Origin of the sequence: Saccharothrix sp. CB00851, from assembly GCF_001905065.1 — a bacterium.
Lineage (GTDB): Bacteria > Actinomycetota > Actinomycetes > Mycobacteriales > Pseudonocardiaceae > Actinosynnema.
Genome location: NZ_LWLC01000025.1, coordinates 69,667 through 91,758, shown reverse-complemented (window position 1 = coordinate 91,758; position 22,092 = coordinate 69,667). Strand labels below are relative to the sequence as shown.

General features: G+C 71.6%; 14 protein-coding genes. 6 read left to right on the top strand and 8 right to left on the bottom strand.

Going from position 1 to position 22,092, the window contains the following annotated elements; all coding sequences use genetic code 11:
• Nucleotides 1-2 precede the first annotated feature (2 nt).
• The 3 genes from A6A25_RS24645 to A6A25_RS24635 are packed head-to-tail and all read left to right on the top strand — an operon-like array spanning nucleotide 3 to nucleotide 4,158.
• Complete coding sequence (locus tag A6A25_RS24645) at nucleotides 3-1,472, top strand: AMP-binding protein (protein WP_073893666.1); 1,470 nt, start codon at nucleotides 3-5, stop codon at nucleotides 1,470-1,472.
• Nucleotides 1,469-2,398 carry a thioesterase domain-containing protein gene (locus tag A6A25_RS24640; RefSeq protein WP_073893664.1) on the top strand — a complete coding sequence of 310 codons (930 nt, stop codon included), beginning with the start codon at nucleotides 1,469-1,471 and terminating at the stop codon, nucleotides 2,396-2,398. The genes A6A25_RS24645 and A6A25_RS24640 overlap by 4 nt, the downstream gene beginning before the upstream one ends.
• A 5-nt stretch (nucleotides 2,399-2,403) precedes the next feature.
• Nucleotides 2,404-4,158 (top strand): condensation domain-containing protein, encoded by a 1,755-nt coding sequence (locus tag A6A25_RS24635; RefSeq protein ID WP_073893662.1) that lies wholly within the window; start codon nucleotides 2,404-2,406, stop codon nucleotides 4,156-4,158.
• Between the two features lie 8 nt (nucleotides 4,159-4,166).
• Here the strand turns inward: A6A25_RS24635 and A6A25_RS24630 are convergent, their stop codons facing one another.
• Nucleotides 4,167-5,357: a serine hydrolase domain-containing protein gene (locus A6A25_RS24630; RefSeq protein WP_073893659.1), complete on the bottom strand. Its 1,191-nt coding sequence runs from the start codon at nucleotides 5,355-5,357 to the stop codon at nucleotides 4,167-4,169.
• A gap of 271 nt (nucleotides 5,358-5,628) precedes the next feature.
• Here A6A25_RS24630 and A6A25_RS24625 point away from each other — a divergent pair, with 271 nt between their 5' ends.
• From A6A25_RS24625 to A6A25_RS24615, 3 genes are read left to right on the top strand one after another with little or no spacing between them, the layout of a single operon-like run.
• Nucleotides 5,629-7,617 carry an ABC transporter ATP-binding protein gene (locus A6A25_RS24625; RefSeq protein ID WP_073893657.1) on the top strand — a complete coding sequence of 663 codons (1,989 nt, stop codon included), beginning with the start codon at nucleotides 5,629-5,631 and terminating at the stop codon, nucleotides 7,615-7,617.
• The gene (locus tag A6A25_RS24620; protein ID WP_073893655.1) at nucleotides 7,614-9,401 is read left to right on the top strand and encodes an ABC transporter ATP-binding protein; all 1,788 of its coding nucleotides are present in this window, start codon (nucleotides 7,614-7,616) and stop codon (nucleotides 9,399-9,401) included. Before A6A25_RS24625 ends, A6A25_RS24620 begins: the two co-directional genes overlap by 4 nt.
• The gene (locus tag A6A25_RS24615; protein WP_073893653.1) at nucleotides 9,398-10,498 is read left to right on the top strand and encodes an alpha-hydroxy acid oxidase; all 1,101 of its coding nucleotides are present in this window, start codon (nucleotides 9,398-9,400) and stop codon (nucleotides 10,496-10,498) included. The genes A6A25_RS24620 and A6A25_RS24615 overlap by 4 nt, the downstream gene beginning before the upstream one ends.
• A 15-nt stretch (nucleotides 10,499-10,513) precedes the next feature.
• On the opposite strand, the gene A6A25_RS24610 is transcribed toward A6A25_RS24615, so the two are convergent.
• From A6A25_RS24610 to A6A25_RS24580, 7 genes are all read right to left on the bottom strand, one after another.
• Complete coding sequence (locus A6A25_RS24610) at nucleotides 10,514-11,761, bottom strand: MFS transporter (protein WP_073893650.1); 1,248 nt, start codon at nucleotides 11,759-11,761, stop codon at nucleotides 10,514-10,516.
• Between the two features lie 24 nt (nucleotides 11,762-11,785).
• Nucleotides 11,786-12,136 carry a ClpX C4-type zinc finger protein gene (locus A6A25_RS46435; RefSeq protein WP_083668636.1) on the bottom strand — a complete coding sequence of 117 codons (351 nt, stop codon included), beginning with the start codon at nucleotides 12,134-12,136 and terminating at the stop codon, nucleotides 11,786-11,788.
• Nucleotides 12,137-12,160: 24 nt separating this feature from the next.
• Nucleotides 12,161-12,601, bottom strand: a complete 441-nt coding sequence (locus A6A25_RS24600) for a fructosamine kinase family protein (protein WP_073893646.1) — start codon at nucleotides 12,599-12,601, stop codon at nucleotides 12,161-12,163.
• A gap of 87 nt (nucleotides 12,602-12,688) precedes the next feature.
• A complete protein-coding gene (locus tag A6A25_RS45730; RefSeq protein ID WP_073893644.1) occupies nucleotides 12,689-14,383 on the bottom strand; it encodes a ThuA domain-containing protein in 1,695 nt (564 codons plus the stop codon).
• Between the two features lie 31 nt (nucleotides 14,384-14,414).
• A complete protein-coding gene (locus A6A25_RS24590) occupies nucleotides 14,415-17,240 on the bottom strand; it encodes a carbohydrate-binding protein (RefSeq protein WP_073893642.1) in 2,826 nt (941 codons plus the stop codon).
• Nucleotides 17,241-17,337: 97 nt separating this feature from the next.
• Nucleotides 17,338-19,725: an RICIN domain-containing protein gene (locus A6A25_RS24585; protein ID WP_083668631.1), complete on the bottom strand. Its 2,388-nt coding sequence runs from the start codon at nucleotides 19,723-19,725 to the stop codon at nucleotides 17,338-17,340.
• Between the two features lie 305 nt (nucleotides 19,726-20,030).
• Nucleotides 20,031-21,572 carry a glycoside hydrolase family 76 protein gene (locus tag A6A25_RS24580; RefSeq protein ID WP_241828891.1) on the bottom strand — a complete coding sequence of 514 codons (1,542 nt, stop codon included), beginning with the start codon at nucleotides 21,570-21,572 and terminating at the stop codon, nucleotides 20,031-20,033.
• Nucleotides 21,573-22,092 lie beyond the last annotated feature (520 nt).

Sequence of the window (22,092 nt, the reverse complement as noted above, 5' to 3'; positions counted from 1 at the left end):
CGATGAGCCTCCCCGTGCACCGGCGGATCGCCGACATCGCCCACGCCGAACCCGGCCGGACGGCCCTGATCGGGTTCGACGCCGACCTGGCCGAGCAGACCCTGTCGTGGGGGGAACTCGCCGGGTCGGTGGGTGACGCGGTGGCCGCGCTGCGAGCGGCGCTCGACCCGGACGTGCCGTCGTGCGTCGTCGTGGAGGCGGCCAACACCCTGGCCGCGGCGACCGGCATCGCGGCGGCGCTCGCGGCCGAGGTACCCGTCTTCCCGCTGAACCCGGCCACCCCCGCCGCCGAGCGGGACGTCCTGCTCGGGCTGCTCGGCCGCCGGTACGGGCACCTGCACCTGATGGACGCCGCGAACCGGCCGGGGCCCGCGATCGTGTCGGCCACGCCGCCGTCGACCCGGGACGGCGCCGCCGCCTACCTGCTGGCCACCGGCGCGAGCACGGGCGTGCCGAAGATCTCCGCGCGACCGGGGCCGCTGCGCTACGACCCCGCGCGGACGCCGTCGCTGGTGATCCGGCAGACCGGGTGGCGGACCGGCCAGCGGCAGCTCATCGTCGGTCCGCTGTACCACGCGGCACCGTTCACCGCGTTCGTGGACGCGCTGCTGGACCTCAACACCGTGGTGCTGCAACGGTTCTTCGCCGCGCAGTGGACCGTCGACCTGGTGCGGCGGCACCGCGTCGAGTGGGTGCAGCTGACGCCGACGCACATGCGCGAGATCCTGATGCTCGCCGACGCGGACCCGGCGGCCTTCGACAGCGTGCGCGCGCTCCTGCACACCGCGGCCGCCTGCGACGCGGAGACCAAGCGCGGGTGGATCGACCTGCTCGGACCCGAGCGGGTCTTCGAGCTGTACGGCGCGACCGAGGGCATCGGCGTGACGCTGGCCCGCGGTGACGAGTGGCTGGCCCGGCCGGGCACGGTCGGGCGCGGTGTGCTGACCCAGCTCCGCGTCGTGGACGACGGCGGCGCACCGGTCGCGTCGGGCGAGGTGGGCACCGTGTTCATGCGCACCCCGCAGCGGGTGGGCCGGTCGGACTACGTCAACGACCAGGTCGTCCGCACCACCCCGGACGGGTTCGCCACGGTGGGCGACCGCGGCAGGCTCGACCGCGATGGCTACCTCTACCTCGAACCCCGCGACCACGGCACGATCAACGTCGGCGGCGAGAAGGTCGACCCGAACGAGGTCGAGGCCGCGTTGCTGGCCCACCCCGCGGTGGTCGACGCCGTCGCGCTGGCCGTGCCGCACGGGACCCTCGGGTCGGTGGTGGGCGTGCAGGTGGTGCTGCGACCCGAGGTGAGCGTCCGCAAGGCCGAGCTCGCCGCGCACTGCGGTCGGCGGCTGGCCGGGTACAAGATCCCGAAGCACTTCACGTTCGTCGACCGACTCCCCCGCTCCGCGGCCGGGAAGATCCAGCGCTGGCGGCTCGCCGCCGATCACGAAGGCGGTGCACCCACACCATGAACCCGACCGTGGACGACGTGCTCGACACCGGCTACCGGCACCCCCGCGACCCGGTGGAGCTGTGGCTGGCCCGGCAGTGGCAGGAGGTCATCGGGTTCGCCGTCGGCATCCGGGAGAACTTCTTCGAGCTGGGCGGCAACTCCCTGGACGCGGCCAGGGTCGTCAACGCCGTCCTCGAAGAGCTGGGCGTCCAGCTGCCGCTGAACGTGATGACCGAGCACCCCACCGTGGAGAGCCTCGCCGCCCGGCTGCGCGACCACAACGGGCAGCTGGTGGACCCGCTGGTGCTGATCCAGCGCGGCGACGGGGCCGCTCCCCCGTTGTTCCTGGTCCACCCGGCCAACGGGCAGGTCGGCCCGTACGCCGGACTGGCCCAGGTGCTGGGCGAGGACGTCACCGTGTTCGGGCTCCAGGCGGCCGGGCTCTACTCGGACGTCGACCCGGTGGCCTCGGTGCGGGCCATGGCGGACACCTACGTCGAAGCCGTCCGCGCGGTGCGGCCGACCGGCCCTTACCTGCTCGGCGGCTGTTCGACCGGCGCGGCGGTCGCCCACGAGATGGCCGCCCGGCTCACCGAGGACGGCGCCGAGGTGCGGCTGCTGGCCCTGATCGACGTCGGGCTCCTCGACGTCGGACCCCGGTTCGACCAGCCGCCGGGTGACCTGGCCACGGTCCTGGACCGGTGGAAGGAACTCGACCTCGTGCCGTCCGACACGAGCCCCGAGTTCGTCGGGCGTTCGGCGCGCGTGTGGCAGGCGAACGAGGACGCCGTCAGCGACTGGGAACCCCGGCCGTACTCGGGTCCGCTCGACGTCTTCCTCGGCCCTTCGGGTGACCGGCCGGCGTTCGCGGACTGGCCGTCGGCGGTGACGCGCGAGCACACCCCGCGGGACGTGGCCGGTGCGCTGCACGGGTTGATCGGCTGACCGGGATGAGCACCCCGACCGACACCGGCAGGCGCAGGCGGCGCGTGCGGCTCACGCCCGTGGACGCCATCCAGGTCACCGCCACCGGATCGCGCGCGGCCGAGGGGCCCGTCACCCTCGGCCAGCTCAACACCATGCAGTGGTTGGAGCCCGACGCCGACCACCTCGCCGCGGTCCTGCGCGTCGAACTGCCCGTGCCCGACGGGAAGTCCGTGGACGACGTGGTCGAGGCGGCCTCCGTGCTGGTGGCCAGGCACGAATCCCTGCGAACCACGTACGTCCGGGGCGAGGACCCGCGTCAGGTGGTCGCGGCGACCGGCACGTTCACGCTCGACGTGTGCGCCCTCGGCGAGGGTCCGTGGGGACCTCGCGACCGCCCGGCGGTGGCCGTGCGGCTGCTGGCGTGGTTGCGGGAACGGGGTGACACGGCGGCCACCACGCTGCGGATGGCGGTGGCCACCGACGAGCACGGCACGGTCATCGCCTGCGTCGCGGGGTTCTCGCACATGGCCGTCGACTTCGGGTCCATCGAGGTGCTCAAGCGCGAGTTCGCCGAGATGCTCGCGCACCCGGACCGCCGCCAGGTGGGTGAACCCCGCCACCAGCCGCTGGACCAGGCCGAGTTGGAGGCGACACCCGCCGAGCGACGTCGGACCCGGGCGGCGAACGACTACGTCCGGGAGCTGGCGTGGCGGCAGCCCCGGTGCCTGCTCGCGCTGCCGGGTGCCACGCCGTCCGGCGAGTCGCTGGCGGTGGAGCTGTCGTCCCCGGCCTCCGCGATGGCGGTGCGGCAGGTGGCGGCACGCACCCGGTCCAGCCGGTCCTCCGTCGTGCTCGCCGCGACGTGCGCGGTGCTGGCGCGGCGCACCGGCTACCGCGAGCTGGTGTTCCCGTCGCTGTCGAGCAACCGCTTCGAACGCCACCTCGTCGGTTTCGTCGGCTCCCTCGCGCAGGGCAACCTCGTCGCCGTCGAGGTCGGCGACCGGGGCTTCGACGCGCTGGTCAAGCACACGTGGGCCGCGGTGCTGGAGGCGAGCAGGCACTCCAGGTACGACGGCGTCGAGCGTGGCGCGTCGGACGAGCTGATCCAGCACGAACGCGGGATGCACTTCCTCTACGACCCGTTGTTCAACAGCCTCGTGCCCGAGTCGTGGTCCGGGGTCACCGCGGGTGTCAAGCACCGGCCGGAGGAGATCACCGCCGCGCTGCGGCAGACGGAACTGCGGGCGCGTCCGGTGCCCCGCAACGGGACGCCGCTGAGGTTCGGCCTGGAGGAGGTGGACGGCCGGGTCCGACTCGACGCGTGGAGCGCGGACACCGGACTGGTGCCCCGGGTCGAGATGGAGTCGTTGCTGTTGGCCGTCGAACGCCTGCTGGTCGCCGCGGCCGAGGGTGACCTCGACGCCTCGCGCATCCGCGAGGTCACCGGCCTGGACCCGATCGAGCGTCCGTCCGACTGGGTGCTGGTCGACTCGTGCTGGGTCGACCTCGCCGAGGTGCAACAGCTGCTGGCCGAAGCCCTGGCGCCTTCGGCGGCCCGCGTCTTCGGCTCGGTCGACGGCCGCGACCTGGTGGCCTACCTGACCGCGACCGACGCCGTGCCGACACCCGAACACGCCCATGCCCGGTGCCTGGCCGCGCTGCCCGTCCACCTCAACGCACTCGCCCCACGCCACTACGTCCTGTGCGCCACCGCCCCGGCCGACCCGACGGACCCCGCCGCGTGGCCGGCGCCCCTCACCACCGGCACCGGGCGTTGATCCCGCGGTCAGTCGTCCAGTGCCTCGTAGACGGTGGTCCAGAAGTCGTGCCAGATCGGCAACCTCTGGTCACCCGTGTGCCCCCGCTGCATGAAGAAGACGGCCGCCAAGTCCTGGGCGGGATCGTTGTACCAGGCGGTGCCGTAGAAGCCGGACCACCCGTAGCTGCCGGCCGACATGCCCAGCCCGCTGGTCTCGGTCAGGACCGACATCCCGAAACCCCAACCCATCCCGCTGAAGAACCCCGGCCAGAACCCGGAGACCGCCCTCTGCTCCGAGGTCAGCTGGTCGCTGGTCATCAGCGCGACCGACGATCGGGAGAACACCCGCCGGCCTCGGTGGGAACCGCCGGCCAGCAGGGCCGAAGCGAAGGCGAAGTAGTCCTGGGCGGTCGAGACCAGTCCGCCACCACCTGATTCGAACTTCGGCGGTCGGCTCCACCGCCCGTCGGGGCCGTCGTCCACGACCGGTTCGCCGGTGGTGGCGTTGTCGCGTTGGTACGCCGTCGCGAGCCGGCCGATGTCCTCGCCGGGCACGCTGAAGGCGGTGTCCTCCATCCCGAGCGGGTCGCAGAGCCGTTCGCGCAAGGCGTCCCCGAAGGACGTGCCGGTGGCCCTGGCGATGAGCACGCCGACCACGTTGGAGGCGGTGTCGTACATCCAGCGCTCACCCGGCTGGTAGGCGAGCGGAAGCGAGCCCAGCCCGCGCATGAACGCGTCCGGCGACGAGTAGTCCAGTGCGTTCACCGCGTCCACGATCGGGACCCTGCCCGGCTTGGTCGGGAACATCCCGATGCCGCAGGTGTACGCCAGCAGGTCCCGCAGCGTGATCGGGCGTTGCGCCGCAACGGTGTCGTCCAGCGGCCCGTGGAGATCGACCAGCACGGTCATGTCCGTCAACTCCGGGAGGAGGTCGTCGACCGGGTCGTCCAGGCGCAGGGTTCCGTCGTCCACGAGGGTCATCGCGCACGCGGCGACGAGCGGCTTGGTCATCGAGGCCGTGCGGCAGATCGTGTCGGCCGCCATCGCTGTCCCCGATCCCGTGCCCTCGAAGGCGAGGGTGCCCGTCGCTTCGACGTGCACCTCGCCGCGCCGGCCGAGCACGGCCACCGCACCGGGGACGAAGCCGGACTCGACCTGGCGCTCCAGCAGCTCCCGCACCCGAGCCAGCCCTTGTGACGAGAAACCACCGGTGGCCATCCGCCTCGACCTCATCCCGTCCGTCCGCACGTCGCGCGACGACCGTAGCCTTCCGCGACGGCGCCGGGGAGAAGACTTCGTGCCGGCACTACGGCTTCGGCCGCCCGGGGCGGAGCGGAATCCGAGGAGTTGCGCAAGAAAAACCTTGCGGATACACGAAATCAACTTGTTGAAGGTGTTCGCGCCCCCGTGCTTGGATGCCCTGAGGCGCCTGGCCGGCCGGTTGAGGATTGTCGCCGAACCGCACCACCCAAGGACTCGCGGGAGTGCCATGACGACCGGAACACCTCCCGCGGCGGTCGGGTTTCACGCCACGTGGGCGAACTGGGTGGACGAGGCGGTGCGGCCGCGGTTGCGGATCGCGCGGTTGCTGCCGGCCGGTGGTGTGGGCCTGGTCGTGTTCCTGGCCGTGCTCCACTTCGTGCTCGGCCTGTTGCCGGTGGTTTTCGTGGTCGCGACGAGCGTGCTGCTCGGCGAGGTGCCCGCCGCGGTCGGCGGCGGGGTCGGCAGTGCGGCCTGGGACCGATTGACTTCGATCTTCCTGCTGGCCGCCGGCGCGTTCCTGCTCACCCAGATCCTCACCCCCGTGGGCAACGCCCTGGGCCAGCAGTTGCGACGACGGGTGGACAGCGCGCTGCGGGACGACGCGATGGCGTTGATGCTGCGGCCGGTCGGCATCGGGCCGTTGGAGGACCAGCGCACGCTGGACGAGCTGAACGAGGCCGTGCGCGCCTTCGAGCGCGACTGGGGCACACCGGGGCAGGCGTGCTTCGGCATGGTGGCGCTGATCGCCCGCTACACCCGCCTGGTGGCCCTCGTAGTGGCCATCGGGCTGACGATCGGCTGGCCCGCGGGGCTCGCGGTCGGTGCGGCGGTGCTGGCGTTCCGCTACGGCCAGCGCGGCGGGCTGCGCAAGTACTCGCGGGTGGGGCGCGACCTCGTCGGCCGGATGCGCGAGATCGGCTACCTGCACGAGCTCACGATGACCGACGTGGCGGCGAAGGAGATCCGGGTGTTCGGCCTCACCGGCTGGCTCGCGGATCGCTACGCGGCCGTGTGGGAGACCGTGCGCAACACCTTCGAACGTGCGCGCCGCCGCGTCTACCTGACCCCGTACCTGCTGCTGACCGCGCTGGGCCTGCTGGCCGCGGGTGGCGCGATGGTGTACGCCGCCCAGCTCGCCTCGACCGGACGGGTGAGCCTGACCGCGTTGGCGCTCGGGGTGCAGGCGGTCGTGCTGGCGATCTCGCTGGGTGGCTACTACGCCGAGGCGGACACCAGCACCCAGTACGCGATGCTGTCGTTGACGGCCCTGCAACGGTTGCGCGACCGGCTGGACGAGCTGGACGAGGGTCAGCCCCTGCCGGGTCGGGCCGAGGTTCCCCCGGGCACGCCCGCCGCGTCGCTCACGTTCGACCGCGTCGGCTTCCACTACCCCGGTTCGGACCGCACCGTGCTCGACGGCATCGAGCTGGACCTGCCCGCCGGGCGGTGCACGGCCGTGGTCGGCGTCAACGGCGCGGGCAAGACCACGCTGGTGAAGCTGCTCGCGCGGCTGTACGAGCCGACGTCGGGTGCGGTGCGCGCGGACGGCGTGGACATCGCGGAGTTCGACTCGGTGCTCTGGCGGCGTCAGGTCGGCGTGATCTTCCAGGACTTCGTGCGCTTCGAGTTGAGCGCGGCGGAGAACATCGCGCTGGGCGCGGCGCACGTGCCGGTCGACCGCGCGGTGGTGCTGCGCGCCGCCGAACGCGCCGGGATCGCCGAAGCGCTGCTCGCCCTGCCCGACGGCCTGGACACGCCGCTCTCGCGGGCCTACCCGGGCGGGACGGACCTGTCCGGCGGGCAGTGGCAGCGGATCGCCATCGCCCGTGCGCTCTACGCGTTGGAGGAGGGCGCCACGGTCCTGGTGCTGGACGAGCCCACCGCGGCGCTGGACGTCCGTGCCGAGGTGGCGTTCTTCGACCGGTTCGTGGAGTTGACGCGCGGGGTGACCTCGCTGCTGATCTCGCACCGGTTCTCCAGCGTCCGGCGGGCCGATCACATCGTGGTGGTGGACGGTGGGCAGGTGGTGGAGCGCGGCTCGCACGACGAGCTGATCGCGGCGGGCGGCCACTACGCACGCCTGTTCACCTTGCAGGCGAAGCGATTCGCGCACGGCCTGGACGCCGACGACGACGCTGTGGACGACGACGTGCTGGACGGCGCGGCGGCGGACCCGGCTGCGGCGGGTGCTGTGGTGGAAGGGGTCAGCCGGTGATCGAGGTCGTCCGCGGCGGCTGGGAGTTGTTCCTCATCGCCTGGCAGGAAAGCCGTTACCGCTTGGTGCTCGCCGTCGTGCTCATGATCGCCCAGGCGTCGGCGATGCCGCTGGCGGCGCCCGCCCTGGCCGCGCTCACCGACTCGGCGCTGGCCGGTGACGTCCGGGGTGCGACCGTGGCGGCGGTGCTGGTCGTGGTCGCGGTGATCGCCGCGCTGACCGCCGGGCACTTCGCGCACATCTTCTACTTCGAACTGGGCGACCGCGCCGTGCCGCGCCTGGAGCGCGAGCTGATCGAGATGACCAACGGCTCGGCCGGGCTGGAGCACCACGAGCGCCCCGAGTACGCCGACAAGCTCCAAGTGCTGCGCCAGGAACTGCACCGGGCCGGGTGGGGTTCGATGGAGGGCCTGCTGAACAGCCTCGGCCTGCTGGTGGCGATCTCGATCACCGCGGTCCTGCTGGCGCGGCTCAACCCGCTGCTGTTGCTGCTGCCCCTCGCGGCCGTGCCGCCGCTGCTGCTCGGGCGGCGGGCCGAGTCGATCGTCAACGGCGCGCGCGAGCGTTCGGCACCGCCCTCCCGGCACGCCAAGCACCTCTTCGGGCTCGTGGCGAACGCGGCGTCGGCCAAGGAGCTGCGCGTCGGCGGGCTGGAGTCGGAGCTGCGCTCGCGCCAGCGCCGGGCCTGGGACGACGCGTCGGCCGAGCTGTGGCGCGGTGAGCGCCGGGCCGTCGTGCTGCGCACCGGTGGCGAGCTGTTCTTCGCGGTGGCCTACGTGATGGGCACGTTGCTGGTGCTGCGCGACGCGGTGGCCGGCCGCCGCGGCGTGGGCGACGTCCTGCTCGTGCTGACCTTGGCGTCCCAGGTGAACCAGCAGGTGACCTCGTCGGTGGCCACGTTGCAGGAGATGCAGCGCACCGGGCGGGTCATGGCCAACGTGCGCTGGGTCCGCGCGCTGGTGGCGAGCCAGGCGCCTCCCCCGCCCGACCGGGACGTGCCCCGGCACATCCGGGACGGCATCGAGCTGCGCGGTGTGTCGTTCACCTACCCGGGCACCGACCGGCCGGTCATCGCCGACGTCGACCTCACCCTGCCCGCCGGCGGCACGGTCGCGTTCGTCGGTGAGAACGGCGCCGGGAAGACCACCCTGATCAAGCTGCTGTGCCGGTTCTACCCGGTCACCACCGGCACGGTCTCGTTGGACGGCACGGACTTCACCCGCTTTCCCGTGGACGGGTGGCGCGCCCGCATCGCCACCGGGTTCCAGGACTTCGCCCGGTTCGAGCTGCTCGCCCGCGAGAACGTCGGTGTCGGCGAGCTGGCCGAGATCGGGTCGGCCGACGCCGTGCACGACGCCCTGCGCCGCGCACGCGCCGAAGACGTCCTGGACCGCCTCCAAGACGGTGTCGAAACCCAGCTCGGCAAGACCTACGCCGACGGCGTGGAGCTGTCCGGCGGGCAGTGGCAGAAGCTCGCGCTCGGCCGGGCCATGATGCGCCGCGAGCCGTTGCTGCTCGTCCTCGACGAACCGACCTCGGCGCTCGACGCGCAGGCCGAGCACCGGTTGTTCGAGCGGTACGCGGCCGGCGCGCGCGAGGTCGGCCGGCGGACCGGCGCCATCACGTTGCTCGTCTCGCACCGGTTCTCCACCGTGCGCATGGCCGACCTCATCGTGGTGGTGGCGGACGGACGCGTGAAGGAACGGGGTGCACACGACGAGCTCATGGCCGCGAACGGCCTGTACGCCGAGCTGTACACGATGCAAGCGGCGGCCTACTCGTGAGCGGCGCCGGGTCGTTGCCGGACGTGTGGTCGACGGCCGACGTCGAGCGGTTGGCCGCCGAGCGGTCGGCGCCGGACGTGTGGGACTACATCGCGGGCGGCAGCGGTGAGGAGGTCACGCTCGCCGCCAACCGGGCCGCGCTGGACCGGGTCGCGGTCGTGCCGCGGGCGCTGGTGGACGTCTCGGCCTGTGACACGGGCTGCGACCTGTTCGGTGTCACGTCGTCGCTGCCGCTGGCCGTGGCTCCGATGGCCTACCAGCGGCTGATCCACGACGGTGGCGAGCGCGCGGCGGCTGCCGCCGCAGCGGCGGCCGGTGTGCCGTACGTGGTGAGCACGCTCAGCTCCGACCCGATCGAGGACGTGGTCGCGGCGGGCGGCACGACGTGGTTCCAGCTGTACTGGCTGCGCGACCGCGAGGTGGTGGTGAAGCTGCTGCGCCGCGCCGAGGAAGCGGGGTGCCGTGCGGTGGTGCTGACGGTCGACGTGCCGGTGCTCGGCAGGCGGCTGCGGGACCTGCGCAACGGGTTCGCGCTGCCGTCGTGGGTCAAGCCGGTGAACACCGACGGCGAGGTCGGCGATCGGGTGCCCGGTGACTCGGTGATCGCCCGGCACACCAGTGCGGTGTTCGACCCGTCGCTGAGCTGGCGTGATCTGGAGTGGATCCGGGCGCACACGACCCTGCCGCTGGTGGTCAAGGGTGTGCTCGACGCGAGGGACGCGGCCCGGGCCGTCGACCTCGGGGTGCGGGGTGTGGTGGTGTCCAACCACGGTGGACGGCAGTTGGACGGCGCGGTGCCGAGTGCGGTCGCGCTGCCGGAGGTCGTCGCCGCGGTGGGCGGGCGGTGCCCGGTGCTGCTGGACAGCGGTGTCCGCAGCGGGGTGGACGTCCTGCGGGCGTTGGCGCTCGGCGCCGATGCGGTCCTGGTCGGCAGGCCCGTGCTGTGGGGACTCGCGGCGGGCGGTGAGCGGGGTGTGACCGCGGTGCTGGACGTGCTCCGGCTCGAGTTCGAAACGGCGCTGCGCCTGGCGGGCTGCCCGGACGTGGCCTCGGCCCGTCGGCTGGCCGTCGCCGAGAGCCCTGGTGCCACGACATAGCCGACCGTCGGGCGGTCACGCGGACCGCTCACCGTCCTCAGAAGACTTGTCGAGACCGCGCAGCGCACCGCTCCAGGTCGCCGCCACGCAGAGCAACAGGACCCAGGCGGCGAACACCAGCGACGTGGTGCGCGGCGACACCGCGTCCAGCAGCAGGCCCACCGCGGCGCCGCCCACCGGGGTGGCGGTCCAGATCAGCAGGCTGAACGCGGTGCCGACCCGCCCGCGCAACGCGTCCGGGGTGACCTCCAACTGGAACGTCAGGGCGGCGATGCCGAAGCACGGCATGGAGACGGTGAACAAGCCCAGCACGACACCGATCATGACCAGCGACGTGGAGAACGCCAGGAGCACCCACAACGCGCCCTGCAACCACAGCACCGACAGCAGCAGCCCGCCCAGACCGAGCGCCCGCTTGAGCCTCGGCGCCAGCAGCGCGCCGATGACACCGCCGATCCCGAGCGCGGAGAACAGCACGCCGATCACCGCCGGTGACGCGTCCGAGTCCCGCGCCACGACGATCGCCACGAGCGCGACACCGGAGATGGCCACCTGAAGACCGGCGGCGGTGATCGCGATCAGCCGCAGCGCCGAGTGCTCCCACAGCCACCGGACACCCTCGGCGACGTCCGCGCGCAACGAGCGGCGGGGCTTCGGCTCGGCTACGGCCTCGTCGCGGAACCGACCGCGCACGAACGACAGGCACAGCGCCGAGGCGAGGAAGGACAGCGCGTCCACCAGGAACGGCAGCCCGCGCGAGAACTGGAGCAGGGCACCGCCGATCGGACCGGCGACCACCCCGCACGCCGACTGCGCCGTCTCCTGCGCCGACACCGCCGTGGTCAACTGCTCCTCGCGCACCACGTTGGGCAGGACAGCCCCTTCGGCGGCACTGAAGAACACGTACAGCACACCGCCGAGGAAGCCGACCACGAACACGTGCGCGGGAGTGAGCGCGCCGAGCAGCAGCGCGATCGGGATGGTCACCACGTTCAGCGCCCTGAGCAGGTCGCAGGTGATCATCGTGCGCTTGCGGTCCCAGCGGTCCACCAGCGCGCCGGCGACCAGCCCCAGCAGCAGGTACGGCAGCGCGCGCACCGCGGCCAGGGCGCCCGCCGCCGCCGGCGATCCTGTGATGGCCAGCACCAGGAGGGGATACGCGAGCTGTGACACGCCGTTGCCGAACTCGGACAGCGCCTGGCCGGTCCAGACCAGCCGGAAGTCCCGGTTGCGCCAGACCGAGGTCGCCTCGGCAGTCGTCACGCGATCACCCGCCCCGGAACGTCGTCACTTGAAGCGCTCCCACGCGGACTGGCGGGTCATGCCCAGCGCCTCACCGACCCGTGCCCACGTGATGCCGCGGGACCGCAGTTCGAGCACGCGCTCCCGCAGCCCCGCCTCCACCTGGCCGGCCGTCGCGGCGATGCGCGGCAGGTGCGCCAGCAACTCCTCGTCGGACATGACCGACCACTCGGGCACGGTCGCCTCACCACCGCCCTCGTCCGCGGCGAGGATCTCGCCGCACTTGCCCACGCACGCGTCGCAGATGTAGACGCCGGGACCCGAGATGATCTTGCGAACCTCGGCGGTGGCCTTGCCGCAGAACGAACAACGCGGTGAAAAGACCTCATCTGCCAACTCGCAACCCACTCCCGGACCGTGTCAGGCAGTGCCTGACACGGTCGACCATAGCGTGGCGATCCGAGGAGGACAACCTCGCGCGCTATCTGCGCGCGAACGGCGCGATGACCTCCCTGACCGCCGCGACGCGGTGTGCACCCGGGCGAGCATGCGCCCCGCCTGCTCCCAGAAGTGCTCTTCGTCGCGGCGGGGGCACACCACGTCGAGCACCAGCAGTTCCGGTGTGCTCACCAGGATCTCGGGCGTGGTGGCACCACCCAGTTCGGTGAGCGCGCGCAACCCCTCCGCCTCGACCGGGAACAGGTCGGAGCCCGGCTCGGCCAGGGTCTTGGCGAAGATCCGGCGGCCGTCGTCCAGGGTCACCAGGGCGGCGATCGCCACGACACCACCGGCGGCCACCACCACAGAATCAGGGGTGAAGCCGGCCGCGTGCAGGCGCTGGACGAGCAGGTTCGTTCCCACTGCGGCATCCCTCGTTCTCGGGTGTCGGGGTCCCGCCGCGCGCGAACACGCGGCGGGACCCACGGCGGACTACCGGGTGTCACCCAATCACGGCAGGGTCCACTTCTGGTTGGCGACGTCGAGGCAGTCCCAGATGTGCAGCACGGTGCCGTCGGCGGAGCTGTTGCCCGACGCGTCGAGGCACCGGCCGGACTGGGGGTTGCGCAGTGCGCCGCCGGACTGCGCGGCCCACTGCTGCGCGCCGGTGCCGTTGCACGTCCACAGCTGCGTCACCGTGCCGTTGGCCGTGCCGCCGGACCGCACGTCGAGGCACTTGCCGAGCGCCCGGATCGTGCCGTCACCCGGCAGGGTCCACTGCTGCGCGGCCGTCCCGTTGCACGTCCACAGCTGGACCTTCGTGCCGTCGGCGGTGTTCGCGCCGCTGACGTCCACGCACTTGCCGGCGAGGCCGGTGATCCGCCCGGTCCGGGTGCCGGAGAGCTCCTTCACCCGGATGTTGCGGAACGACGCGTCATCACCGTCACCGTGGTTCTGGATACCGATGTGGCCCTGCTGGAGGCTGCGGACCGGGTCGGTGTTGGTGAAGTCGTTGATCTTCACGCCGTTGAGGAACACCTGGAGCCGCTCGCCCTCGACCAGCAGCTCGAACGTGTTCCACTCACCGACCGGGTTGAGCGCCGCGTCCCGGGCGGCGAGGTCGGCCGACTTGAACCCGTACACGGCGCCGGTGGTCCGGTCGGCCGCGTCGGTGGCGTCGATCTGGATCTCGTAGCCGTTGTTGACCGCCGACCACGGGTCGCCGCTCGCCGGGAACCCGATGAACACGCCGGTGTTGTCGTCACCGGCCAGCTTCCAGTCGAGCTTCAGCGAGTACGACCGGAACTCCTTGGCCGAGTACCAGAGCATCCCCAGGCCGCCGTGCGAGGTCAGGGTGCCGTCGGCGAGGGTGAAGCCGCCGGGGCCCGCCTGGCTCCAGCCGTTGGTGTTCGAGCCGTTGAACAGCGACGTGTAGCCGTTCTCGGGTCGGCAGTCGGCGCGGGTCGTTCCGGCCGCGTAGCGGATGCCGCCCAGCAGGTGCGCGCGGAACGCGGGTTCGGCGAAGCTCTGCTCGGTGTGCCCGCCACCGGTGTACCAGGACCGGCCGCCCTGGTAGGTCTGGCACCAGGCGATCGGGTGGTCGCCCATGTTGCCGCCGGAGTACGTGCCCTCGTCCAGGCGGGCCAGCACGTGCACGTTCGACCTGGGGTTGGCCTGGAAGTTGTACCACTCGTCGGTGCGGACCCAGTCACCGCCGAGGTGGGCCGACGAGGCGTGCGCCCGGTCCTCCACCCGCACCGTCGCCTGCTGGATCGACGGGTGGGAGTGGAAGTACCCGCCCACCAGGCCGCCGTAGAACGGCCACTGGTACTCGGTGTCGGACGCGGCGTGCACGCCGACGTAACCACCGCCGGCCCGCACGTAGGACTCGAAGGCCGCCTGCTGGGTGGCGTCGAGGACGTCACCGGTGGTCGACAGGAAGACCACCGCCCGGTACTGGGCCAGGTTGGCGCTGGTGAAGGCCGCGCTGTTCTCGGTGGCGTCGACCGTGAAGTTGTTGGCCGCACCCAGGTCGCGGATGGCCTGGATGCCGTTCGGGATGGACGAGTGCCGGAACCCCGCGGTCTTGGAGAAGACCAGCACCTTGTAGGCGGGGTCGGCCGCGGGTGCCGGGACCGGGGCCACGGCGAAGATCATCACTGCCGAGGCGGCGATCGCCGACAGCGCTGTTCGCAGTCGAGACATCAGTAGCTCCTCGTTGGGTCGTGGGCGGCGATCAGGGCCCGGTCCACTTCTGGTTGGCGGCGCCGAGGCAGTCCCAGATGTGCAGGACCGTGCCGTCGGCGCTGCTGTTGTTCGACGCGTCCAGGCAGCGGCCCGACTGGGGGTTGCGCAGGGTGCCGTCCGCGTGGGCGACCCACTGCTGCGCGCCGGAGCCGTTGCACGTCCACAGCTGCGTCACCGTGCCGTTCACCGTGCCGCCGGACTTCACGTCCAGGCACTTGCCCAACGCGCGCAGCGTTCCGTCGGCGGACGCGGTCCACCGCTGCGCGCTGGTGTTGTTGCACGTCCACAGCTGGACCTTCGTGCCGTCGGCGGTGTTCGCGCCGCTGACGTCCACGCACTTGCCGCCCAGGCCGGTGATCGGACCGGTGCGGGGGCCGGTGGTGAAGGTGAAGTCGTCCACGTCGAACAACGCGCCCGCGCCGCCCTTGAACACCAGGTGCAGCGTGGTGGTGCCGGCGGGACGGTTGGCCAGGCTCGCGGTGACGTCGGTGAACGTCTCCCAGCCCCCGGTCACCGGCACGGTCGCGGTGCCGAGCAGCGTGCCGGTGGGTGATCCCGCTCGCACCTCGATGGTGCCGCCCACCCCGCCCGAGGACACCCTCGCGCTGATCGACGTCGCGTCGGACAGCACGTAGGGCTGGAACGCGATCCAGTCGCCGTGGTGGATGTCGCCGACCGTCTTGCCGCCGTGCGCCGCGGTCTTGTTGTAGACCGTGACGCCGTTGGACGAACCGTAGTGCTCGGCTTGGCGGGTCTTCGGCTGGGTGACGTGCTGGGTGTGCGTGGTGGCGCCGCTGCTGTCGGTGTACTCCGCGTCCCAGACGCCGAAGATGTTTGCGTTGGGGTCGTGCTCGCCGTCCTGGGGTGTCTGGACGGTGCCCGAGCACCCGGTCGCCTCGGTCAGCTTGTGGCCGTGCGAGTCGTGGCCGAGGATGTAGCTGATCTTGACCTTGGCGCAGTCGACCGGGCCGTCCTCGGGGTCGATGACGGTGATCCGGAACGGCACCGCGCCACCGAAGTCGAACAGCTGCCCGTGCTGCGGCAGGTGGAGGGTGACGGTCGGCGCGGTGTTGCCGACGGTGATCTGCACGCTCGCGGTGGCGGTCCGGCCGGTGCTGTCGGTGACGGTGAGGGTGGCGGTGTAGACGCCGTTGGCCGAGTAGGTGTGCCGGGGGTTGGCCGCCGTCGACGTGCCGCCGTCGCCGAAGCTCCACCGGTAGGTGATGGCGTCGCCGTCGGGATCGGACGAGCCCGCGGACGAGAAGGCCACCGCCAGCGGCGCTTGCCCGGAGGTCTTGTCCGCGGCGGCCTTCGCGATCGGGGCGAGGCCGCCGGTCACGTGCTCGATCCGGTACAGCGCCGAGTTGGCGTCACCGGCGAACCAGCCCGTGCCGTAGTCCAGCACGTACAGGGCGCCGTCCGGGCCGAACGCGGAGTCCATCACCTGCGTGCCGGTCCACGGGAACGAGGTGATCGCGCCCGGCGTGCCGTCGGCGTTGACCGTGATGTCCTTGATCCACCGCCGACCGAACTCCGCGGCGAAGAAGTGCCCGTCGTAGGACTGCGGGAACTTCACCGGGGAGTTGAGGTTCGGGTTGTAGCGGTAGACCGGGCCGCCCATGGGCGACTCGCTGCCGCAGCCGAGGTCGGGCACGGAGCAGCCGTCGTACTTGATCCACGCCGCCTTCGCCGCCGGCAGCGACCGCAGGCCCGTGTTGCGCGGTGAGTCGTTCGTCGGCCCGCCGGCGCAGTTGAACTTCGCCCCGGAGGTGCCGGTGGCGAAGTTGTAGTCGTTGTAGGTCTCGTTGGTGGTGTTCGACCCGGTGCAGTACGGCCAGCCGTAGAAGCCGGGGCCCGTGATGCGGTTGAACTCCACCTGTCCCGCCGGACCGCGGGCGGGGTTCGTGGAGCCCGCGTCCGGGCCGTAGTCGCCGAGGTAGACGACACCGGTCGCCTTGTCCACGTTGAAGCGGAACGGGTTGCGGAAGCCCATGGCGTAGATCTCCGGCCGCGTGCCCGCCGTGCCCGGTGTGAACATGTTCCCCGCCGGGACGGAGTAGCCGCCGTCGGCGTTGACCTTGATCCGCAGCAGCTTGCCGCGCAGGTCGTTGGTGTTGGCCGAGGAGCGCTGGGCGTCGAAGGCCGGGTTGCGGTTGGCGCGCTCGTCGAGCGGGCTGTAGCCGTCGGAGGCGAACGGGTTGGTGTCGTCGCCGGTGCTCAGGTAGAGGTTGCCCGCCGCGTCGAAGTCGATGTCGCCGCCGACGTGGCAGCACGTGCCGCGGCTGGCCGGCACGTCCAGGACCACCTTCTCACTGGCGGTGTCGAGGGTGCCATCGGCCTTGAGCACGAAGCGGGACAGCCGGTTGACGCCGTTCCACGCGGAGAAGTCCGTGCCGTCGGACGGCGCGTCACCGGTCGGGGTGGACAGCGGTGGCGCGTAGTAGAGGTAGACGTGGCGGTTGGTGGCGAAGTTCGGGTCGGCGCCGATGCCCTGCAGGCCCTCCTCGTCGTGCGCGTAGACGGCGAGCTTGCCGGCGACCTTGGTGTTTCCGGCGGCGTCGGTGAGCCGGACCGTGCCGTCCCGGGAGGTGTGCAGGACCGACCGGTCGGGCAGCACGGTCATCGAGATCGGCTCGCCCATCTCGGCCGCACCCTTGGCGAGGGTGACCTGCTGGAACGAAGGCGCCGCGGCCTGGATCGGCGACGCGGGCGGCTGGGCGGTGGCGGTCGTGGGAACGGCGGTCTGGACCGCGGCGGCCACCAGGAGCAAGGCGGCGGCGCCGAGGCTGGTCCGGTTTCGCGGGGATCTGGCCATCCTGGTGTCGTCCTTCCAGACGTCGTTGTCCGAACGGGATCGAGGGGGTGGTTCGCCGGCCGGCAGGGGCGACCGGCGAACCCGCGGATCACCGCGATCAGGGCAGGACCCACTTCTGGTTGCCGACGTTGAGGCAGTCCCAGATGTGCAGCACGGTGCCGTCGGCGGAGTTGTTGCCTGCCACGTCCAGGCAGCGACCCGACTTCGTGTTCCTCAGCGAGTTGTCGGGTTGCGCCACCCACTGCTGGGCACCGGTGCCGTTGCACGTCCACAGCTGGGTCACCGTGCCGTTGGCCGTGGCGCCGCCGCTCACGTCCAGGCACTTGCCGAACGCACGGACCGTCCCGTCGGTGGCCACCGTCCACTGCTGCGCGGCCGTGCCGTTGCACGTCCACAGCTGGACCTTCGTCCCGTCCGCGGTGCCCGCGTTGTCGACGTCGACGCACTTCCCGGCGAGACCGGTGATCCGCCCGGTTCGGGCGACGGTGCCCGGCGCGACGTTGAGCGTGTACCAGGCCTCGGTGCTCCACAGCGACTTGCCGGACTCGGACGTGAACGGCCGGGGCGAGCGCAGGTGCACCACGTGGCCGATGCGCAGGCCGGAGAGCATGACGGTGACCTTCTTGCGGTCGGCGGACGGCGTCGCCGACTGGACGGTCAGCGTCCGCTGGTCCAGCTTCGGGCCGCCGTAGGCCGAGGTCGCCTGGTAGCGCCACTGCGTCGCCCGGTACTTGGACGCCAAGTCCTGCAGCGTCTGGGCGGACAGCGGCTGGGTGTACTCCAGCTCGAACCCGCCCGAGATCGCGCGCATGGCGACGATGTCGAACGCCTCCGCACCGTTGGGCGTCAGCTTCTGCAGGCCGAAGTTCAGCTTGCCGTTCTGCCCCCAGTTGCCGCCCGCGCCGATGCCGCCGGTGTAGATCGCGCCGTCCGGGCCGAGGCTGATGCGGCTCACGCCCGATTCGAGGCCCTGGGTCATGCGGAACACCGCGCCCTGGTACTCGCCGTCGACCTTCTCCAGGAAACCGCGTTGCAGGCCGCCGTACGTGACGTCACCGAAGATCATCTGTCCGGCGAACGGACCGGTGGTCAGCTGCGCCGGGTTGCTCGGCGAGTTCGCGATCTCGTTCTGCGGCAACCACAGCACCGGCGCGGTGATCGCGCGGTTGTCGAACGGACCGGTGGGGTTGGTGTAGTGGTTGAAGAAGCGGTCCTGCTTGATGTGCACCAGCTTCGACGACGGCAGCCAGCCACCCTGGTTGTCAGTGGCGAAGATGCCGCCTTCGGGTCCCCAGCCGATGCCGTGGGGCGTGCGCAGCCCACCGGCGATGTAGGTGACGGCCCCGGTCGCCTTGTCCACCTTGATCGTCGTGCCGCGGTCGGGCGCGGGCTGGGGATCGGTCGTGGCGCCACCGAGGTTGATCGACACCGACAGGTTCAGGTAGAACGCGCCGTCCCGGTACAGCATCCCGAACGCGAACTCGTGGAAGTTCCCGCCGTACGGCCAGGTCGCGACGCGGCGGTAGGTGTCGGTGACCCAGTCGCCGTTGGTGTCGTTCAGCTCGGTCAGCCCGGTCTTCTCCGACACGTACAGCTTGCCGTCGACGTACTTGATCCCCATCGGCTCCTGGAGACCGGACGCGATCCGCTGCGCGCGGACCTTCGTGGGATCGGTGGCGCCGGTGACGCCGCTGATCAGGTGCACCTCGCCCACCTTGGTGTTCGAGCCACCCCAGGTGGTGATCGCCAGACGACCGTCCGGTAACCAGTCCATGCCGCTGACCTGCGGCTCGAACCCGGACGGGCGCAGGTTGGTCAGCGCGTAGGCCGGGTGCACGCCGGTCAGCGGCAGCCCGTCGCCCGGCGAGTCGGCGCCACCCTCGCACTCCTTGCGGCCCGGGGCGGTCACCCTGACCACGCCCGCGTCGGTGCTCAGCACGGAGTTCGGCACGACGCTGAACCCGGACGCGCCGGGTGGCCGCCACTCCAGGGTGATCTGCTGCCCGCCCACGTTGTCGAAGTGGTCGATGCGCAGTGCGTGGTAGCCGGTCCCGAGTTGGATCGAGCCGTCCTTCGGCGTGGCCCCGTGCAGGCCGTCGTGGTCGACGACCAGCGTGTTGTCGATCCGCAGCCGTGCGCCGTCGTCGCTGGTGAGGCGGAAGTCGTGCACCCCGGCGGTAGCGATGTCGATGTTGCCGGTGACCTCGGAGATGAACCGGTCGCCGAGGCCGAAGTCCGCGGTGGTCGTCCAGTTGATCGACGGCATGAGCTTGTCGATGTTGGGCGTCTGGGCGGGCTTGAGCGTGCAGAGCCTGGCGATCTCGGTTTGCAGGTCGAAGACCCGCAGCGTGACCCCCGGTTCCTGGGGTGGCGGCGCCGCTTGCGCGGACGAGGCGGTGGCCAGGGAGGCGGCGGTGACCAGCGCGATCGAGAGCAGTGATCCGGCGGCGCGCGGCCATCGGGTGTGGCGGGCAGGGAAGGACATCGGTGGCGCTCCCTTGGGCTAAGCCGGTGAGCAGGGGAACTCGACTCGGCAAGGGGTTCGCCGGGGTGCAGGTCCCGGCGCGCCGGCGCGGTTGGCAGGGATCACGCCGGTCAGGCGACGGTAAGGCGACTTTTGTACGTGGTCAACGAAAGACGGTTTAAGATAGACAAAAGTACGTCGATTGCTTTCGAAAGCGGCGGCATTCGGCCGCAGGACGCGCGTCGTCTTGGCCGCACGGGAGTTGCCCCGGCGCGGAACCGGCAGGCGCGGGGGAAGCCGCGCCTGCCGGTGATCGGGCGGACCGGTCAGCTCGCGGCGTTCATCAGGTCCACCGCGCTGTGCTGGCGGGCCGCGTCGCTGCGCTGGAACGGCCCCGCCCACGGCTGGTCGTAGGAGTCGCTGCTGGAGCGGTCGCGCGCGTGGGCCGTGTCCGCCTGCCGCTTGAGGTACGCGGAGTACGGGCGGTCCGGCAGCACCTGGTTCAACTTTCCGAGACCCCGCACGAAGGCGCCCTTGAACGACGGGACGTCACCGCCGCCGCCGTTGTCGAACACGATCCCGCCCGGGTTGAGCGCGGGACTGGTGGTCGAGGCGTCGGCCAGCGTCCGCGCCCGCGTGAGGTACGCCTGGTCGCCGGTGGCGCGGTGCAGCTCGGTCAGCGCGGCCAGCGGCACGCCCTGGTTGTAGCTCCACGGCGTCTGACCGTTGTTGCGGCACGTCGACGTGACCAGGCCGTCGTTGACCAGGTTCGAGCTGTTGACCATCCCGCTGTTCTCGAACCACCGCCAGCCGTCCCGGGCGCGTCGCACGTAGGTCGTGTCACCGGGCAGCCGGTTGTGCAGGGCGGCGTTGAGCTGGACGTACAGCGAGTTGGCGATGGCGTTCTTGTAGGTCCGGCTCGAAGTCCACCAGATCCCGCCGCCGCAGGTGGTGTCCCAGTAGCGGTGGACGTGGTCGGCGCCGATGCGGGCCGTGTCGAGGTAGCGGCGGTCGCCGGTCAGGTCGTAGGCGGCGATCCAGGTCAGGCCCCACCAGGCGACGTCGTCGTTGTACTCGTTGATGAAGTTGCCGTCCCAGGCGGTGCGGTTGAGGTCGAAGGTGCGGGCGATGGCGTAGCGGTAGGACCCCATGCCGCTCACCCGCGCGTTGTCGATGATCGCGTTGAGCGCGTTGGCGGCGTTCCACCAGCCGGTGGTGTCGAACAGGCCGGTGCTCAGGTTGTACCGCTGCATCAGGGCGGTGGCCGCGGCGGTGCGGCGGTCCCAGGCGTTCCAGGTGGTGCGGTACCAGCTCGTGCAGGCGATGGTCGTCGACCCGGCGGGCTGGCCGCACGCCCGCAGCAGCCCGACGCGCAGACCGGCCCAGTCGTCCACGTTGTGCATGAGCGTTCGCCAACCACCGTAGCCCGCCGGTGTCGTGGTCGAGCCGAGCTTCGGCTCCCACGTCACGCCGGCGTCGTAGGAGCGGTCCAACCAGACCGAGTCACCCTGACCGCCGCCGCTGATCACCGCCCAGCCCATGGTCTCGGTGCTGTCGAAGTGCAGCGCGACCCGGCGGGTCCCGGCGGGCACGGCCTGGGCAACCCGCTCCCCCGCCGAGAGCGCGGGATCGCGCCCGTCGCAGTGGGTGTTGCAGATCGCGGCGAGGACGGTGGGCGGTGCCGCTGTCGGTCGGGTGCGGGACCGGTGCGCGCTGGACGGCAGGAAGGGATCCCGGTCGTCGCAGTAGCTGTCGCAGGACGTGACAGCCTGTGGCGGCGAGGTCGGTTGTGGTGGTGCGGCGGCCGATGTGCCGGGAACGACCATCAACGACAGCACCAGGGATGCTTGGACGACGATGTTCAGCATGAGACCTCCCAGCAGGGATTGGGTGGTCGAGAAGAGAGCGTGAGAACGCTCTCACACCGAGGCTAGGATCGTCCGCGACCCAGCGTCAACAGCGCCGAGCCGCCCGCCGCGGCCCAAGTGGCGTCCAGCACCAGCGCGGGCATCGCGCTGCCCGGGCTCGACCGCCGCACCGCGCGCCGGCCACCCGGTTCACGACCTCTCGGTAGACGTCCGCCTCGCCGCGGTGCGTGGGTGCGCCCAGCGCCACCGACAACTCCCGCAGCACGACGGTGCCCGCCGCACCGAGCACATCGACCGCGAGTTCACGGCGTTGAATCGCAAGGGCGGAACGCCGACGCCGAGGAGCCCAGCACATCATCGACGGCAGGCTGAGATCACCGGGGTGCAGGGATCACTCGAAAGCGGCACACGCGGAGTGATCGATTGAGTACCGTCGGTGCCATGTCCGTTCTGCTCAACCAGGCCGTCGTCCGGGTGCGGAGAGCGGACGGCGACGTGGTCGGTGCCGGGTTCCTGGTGG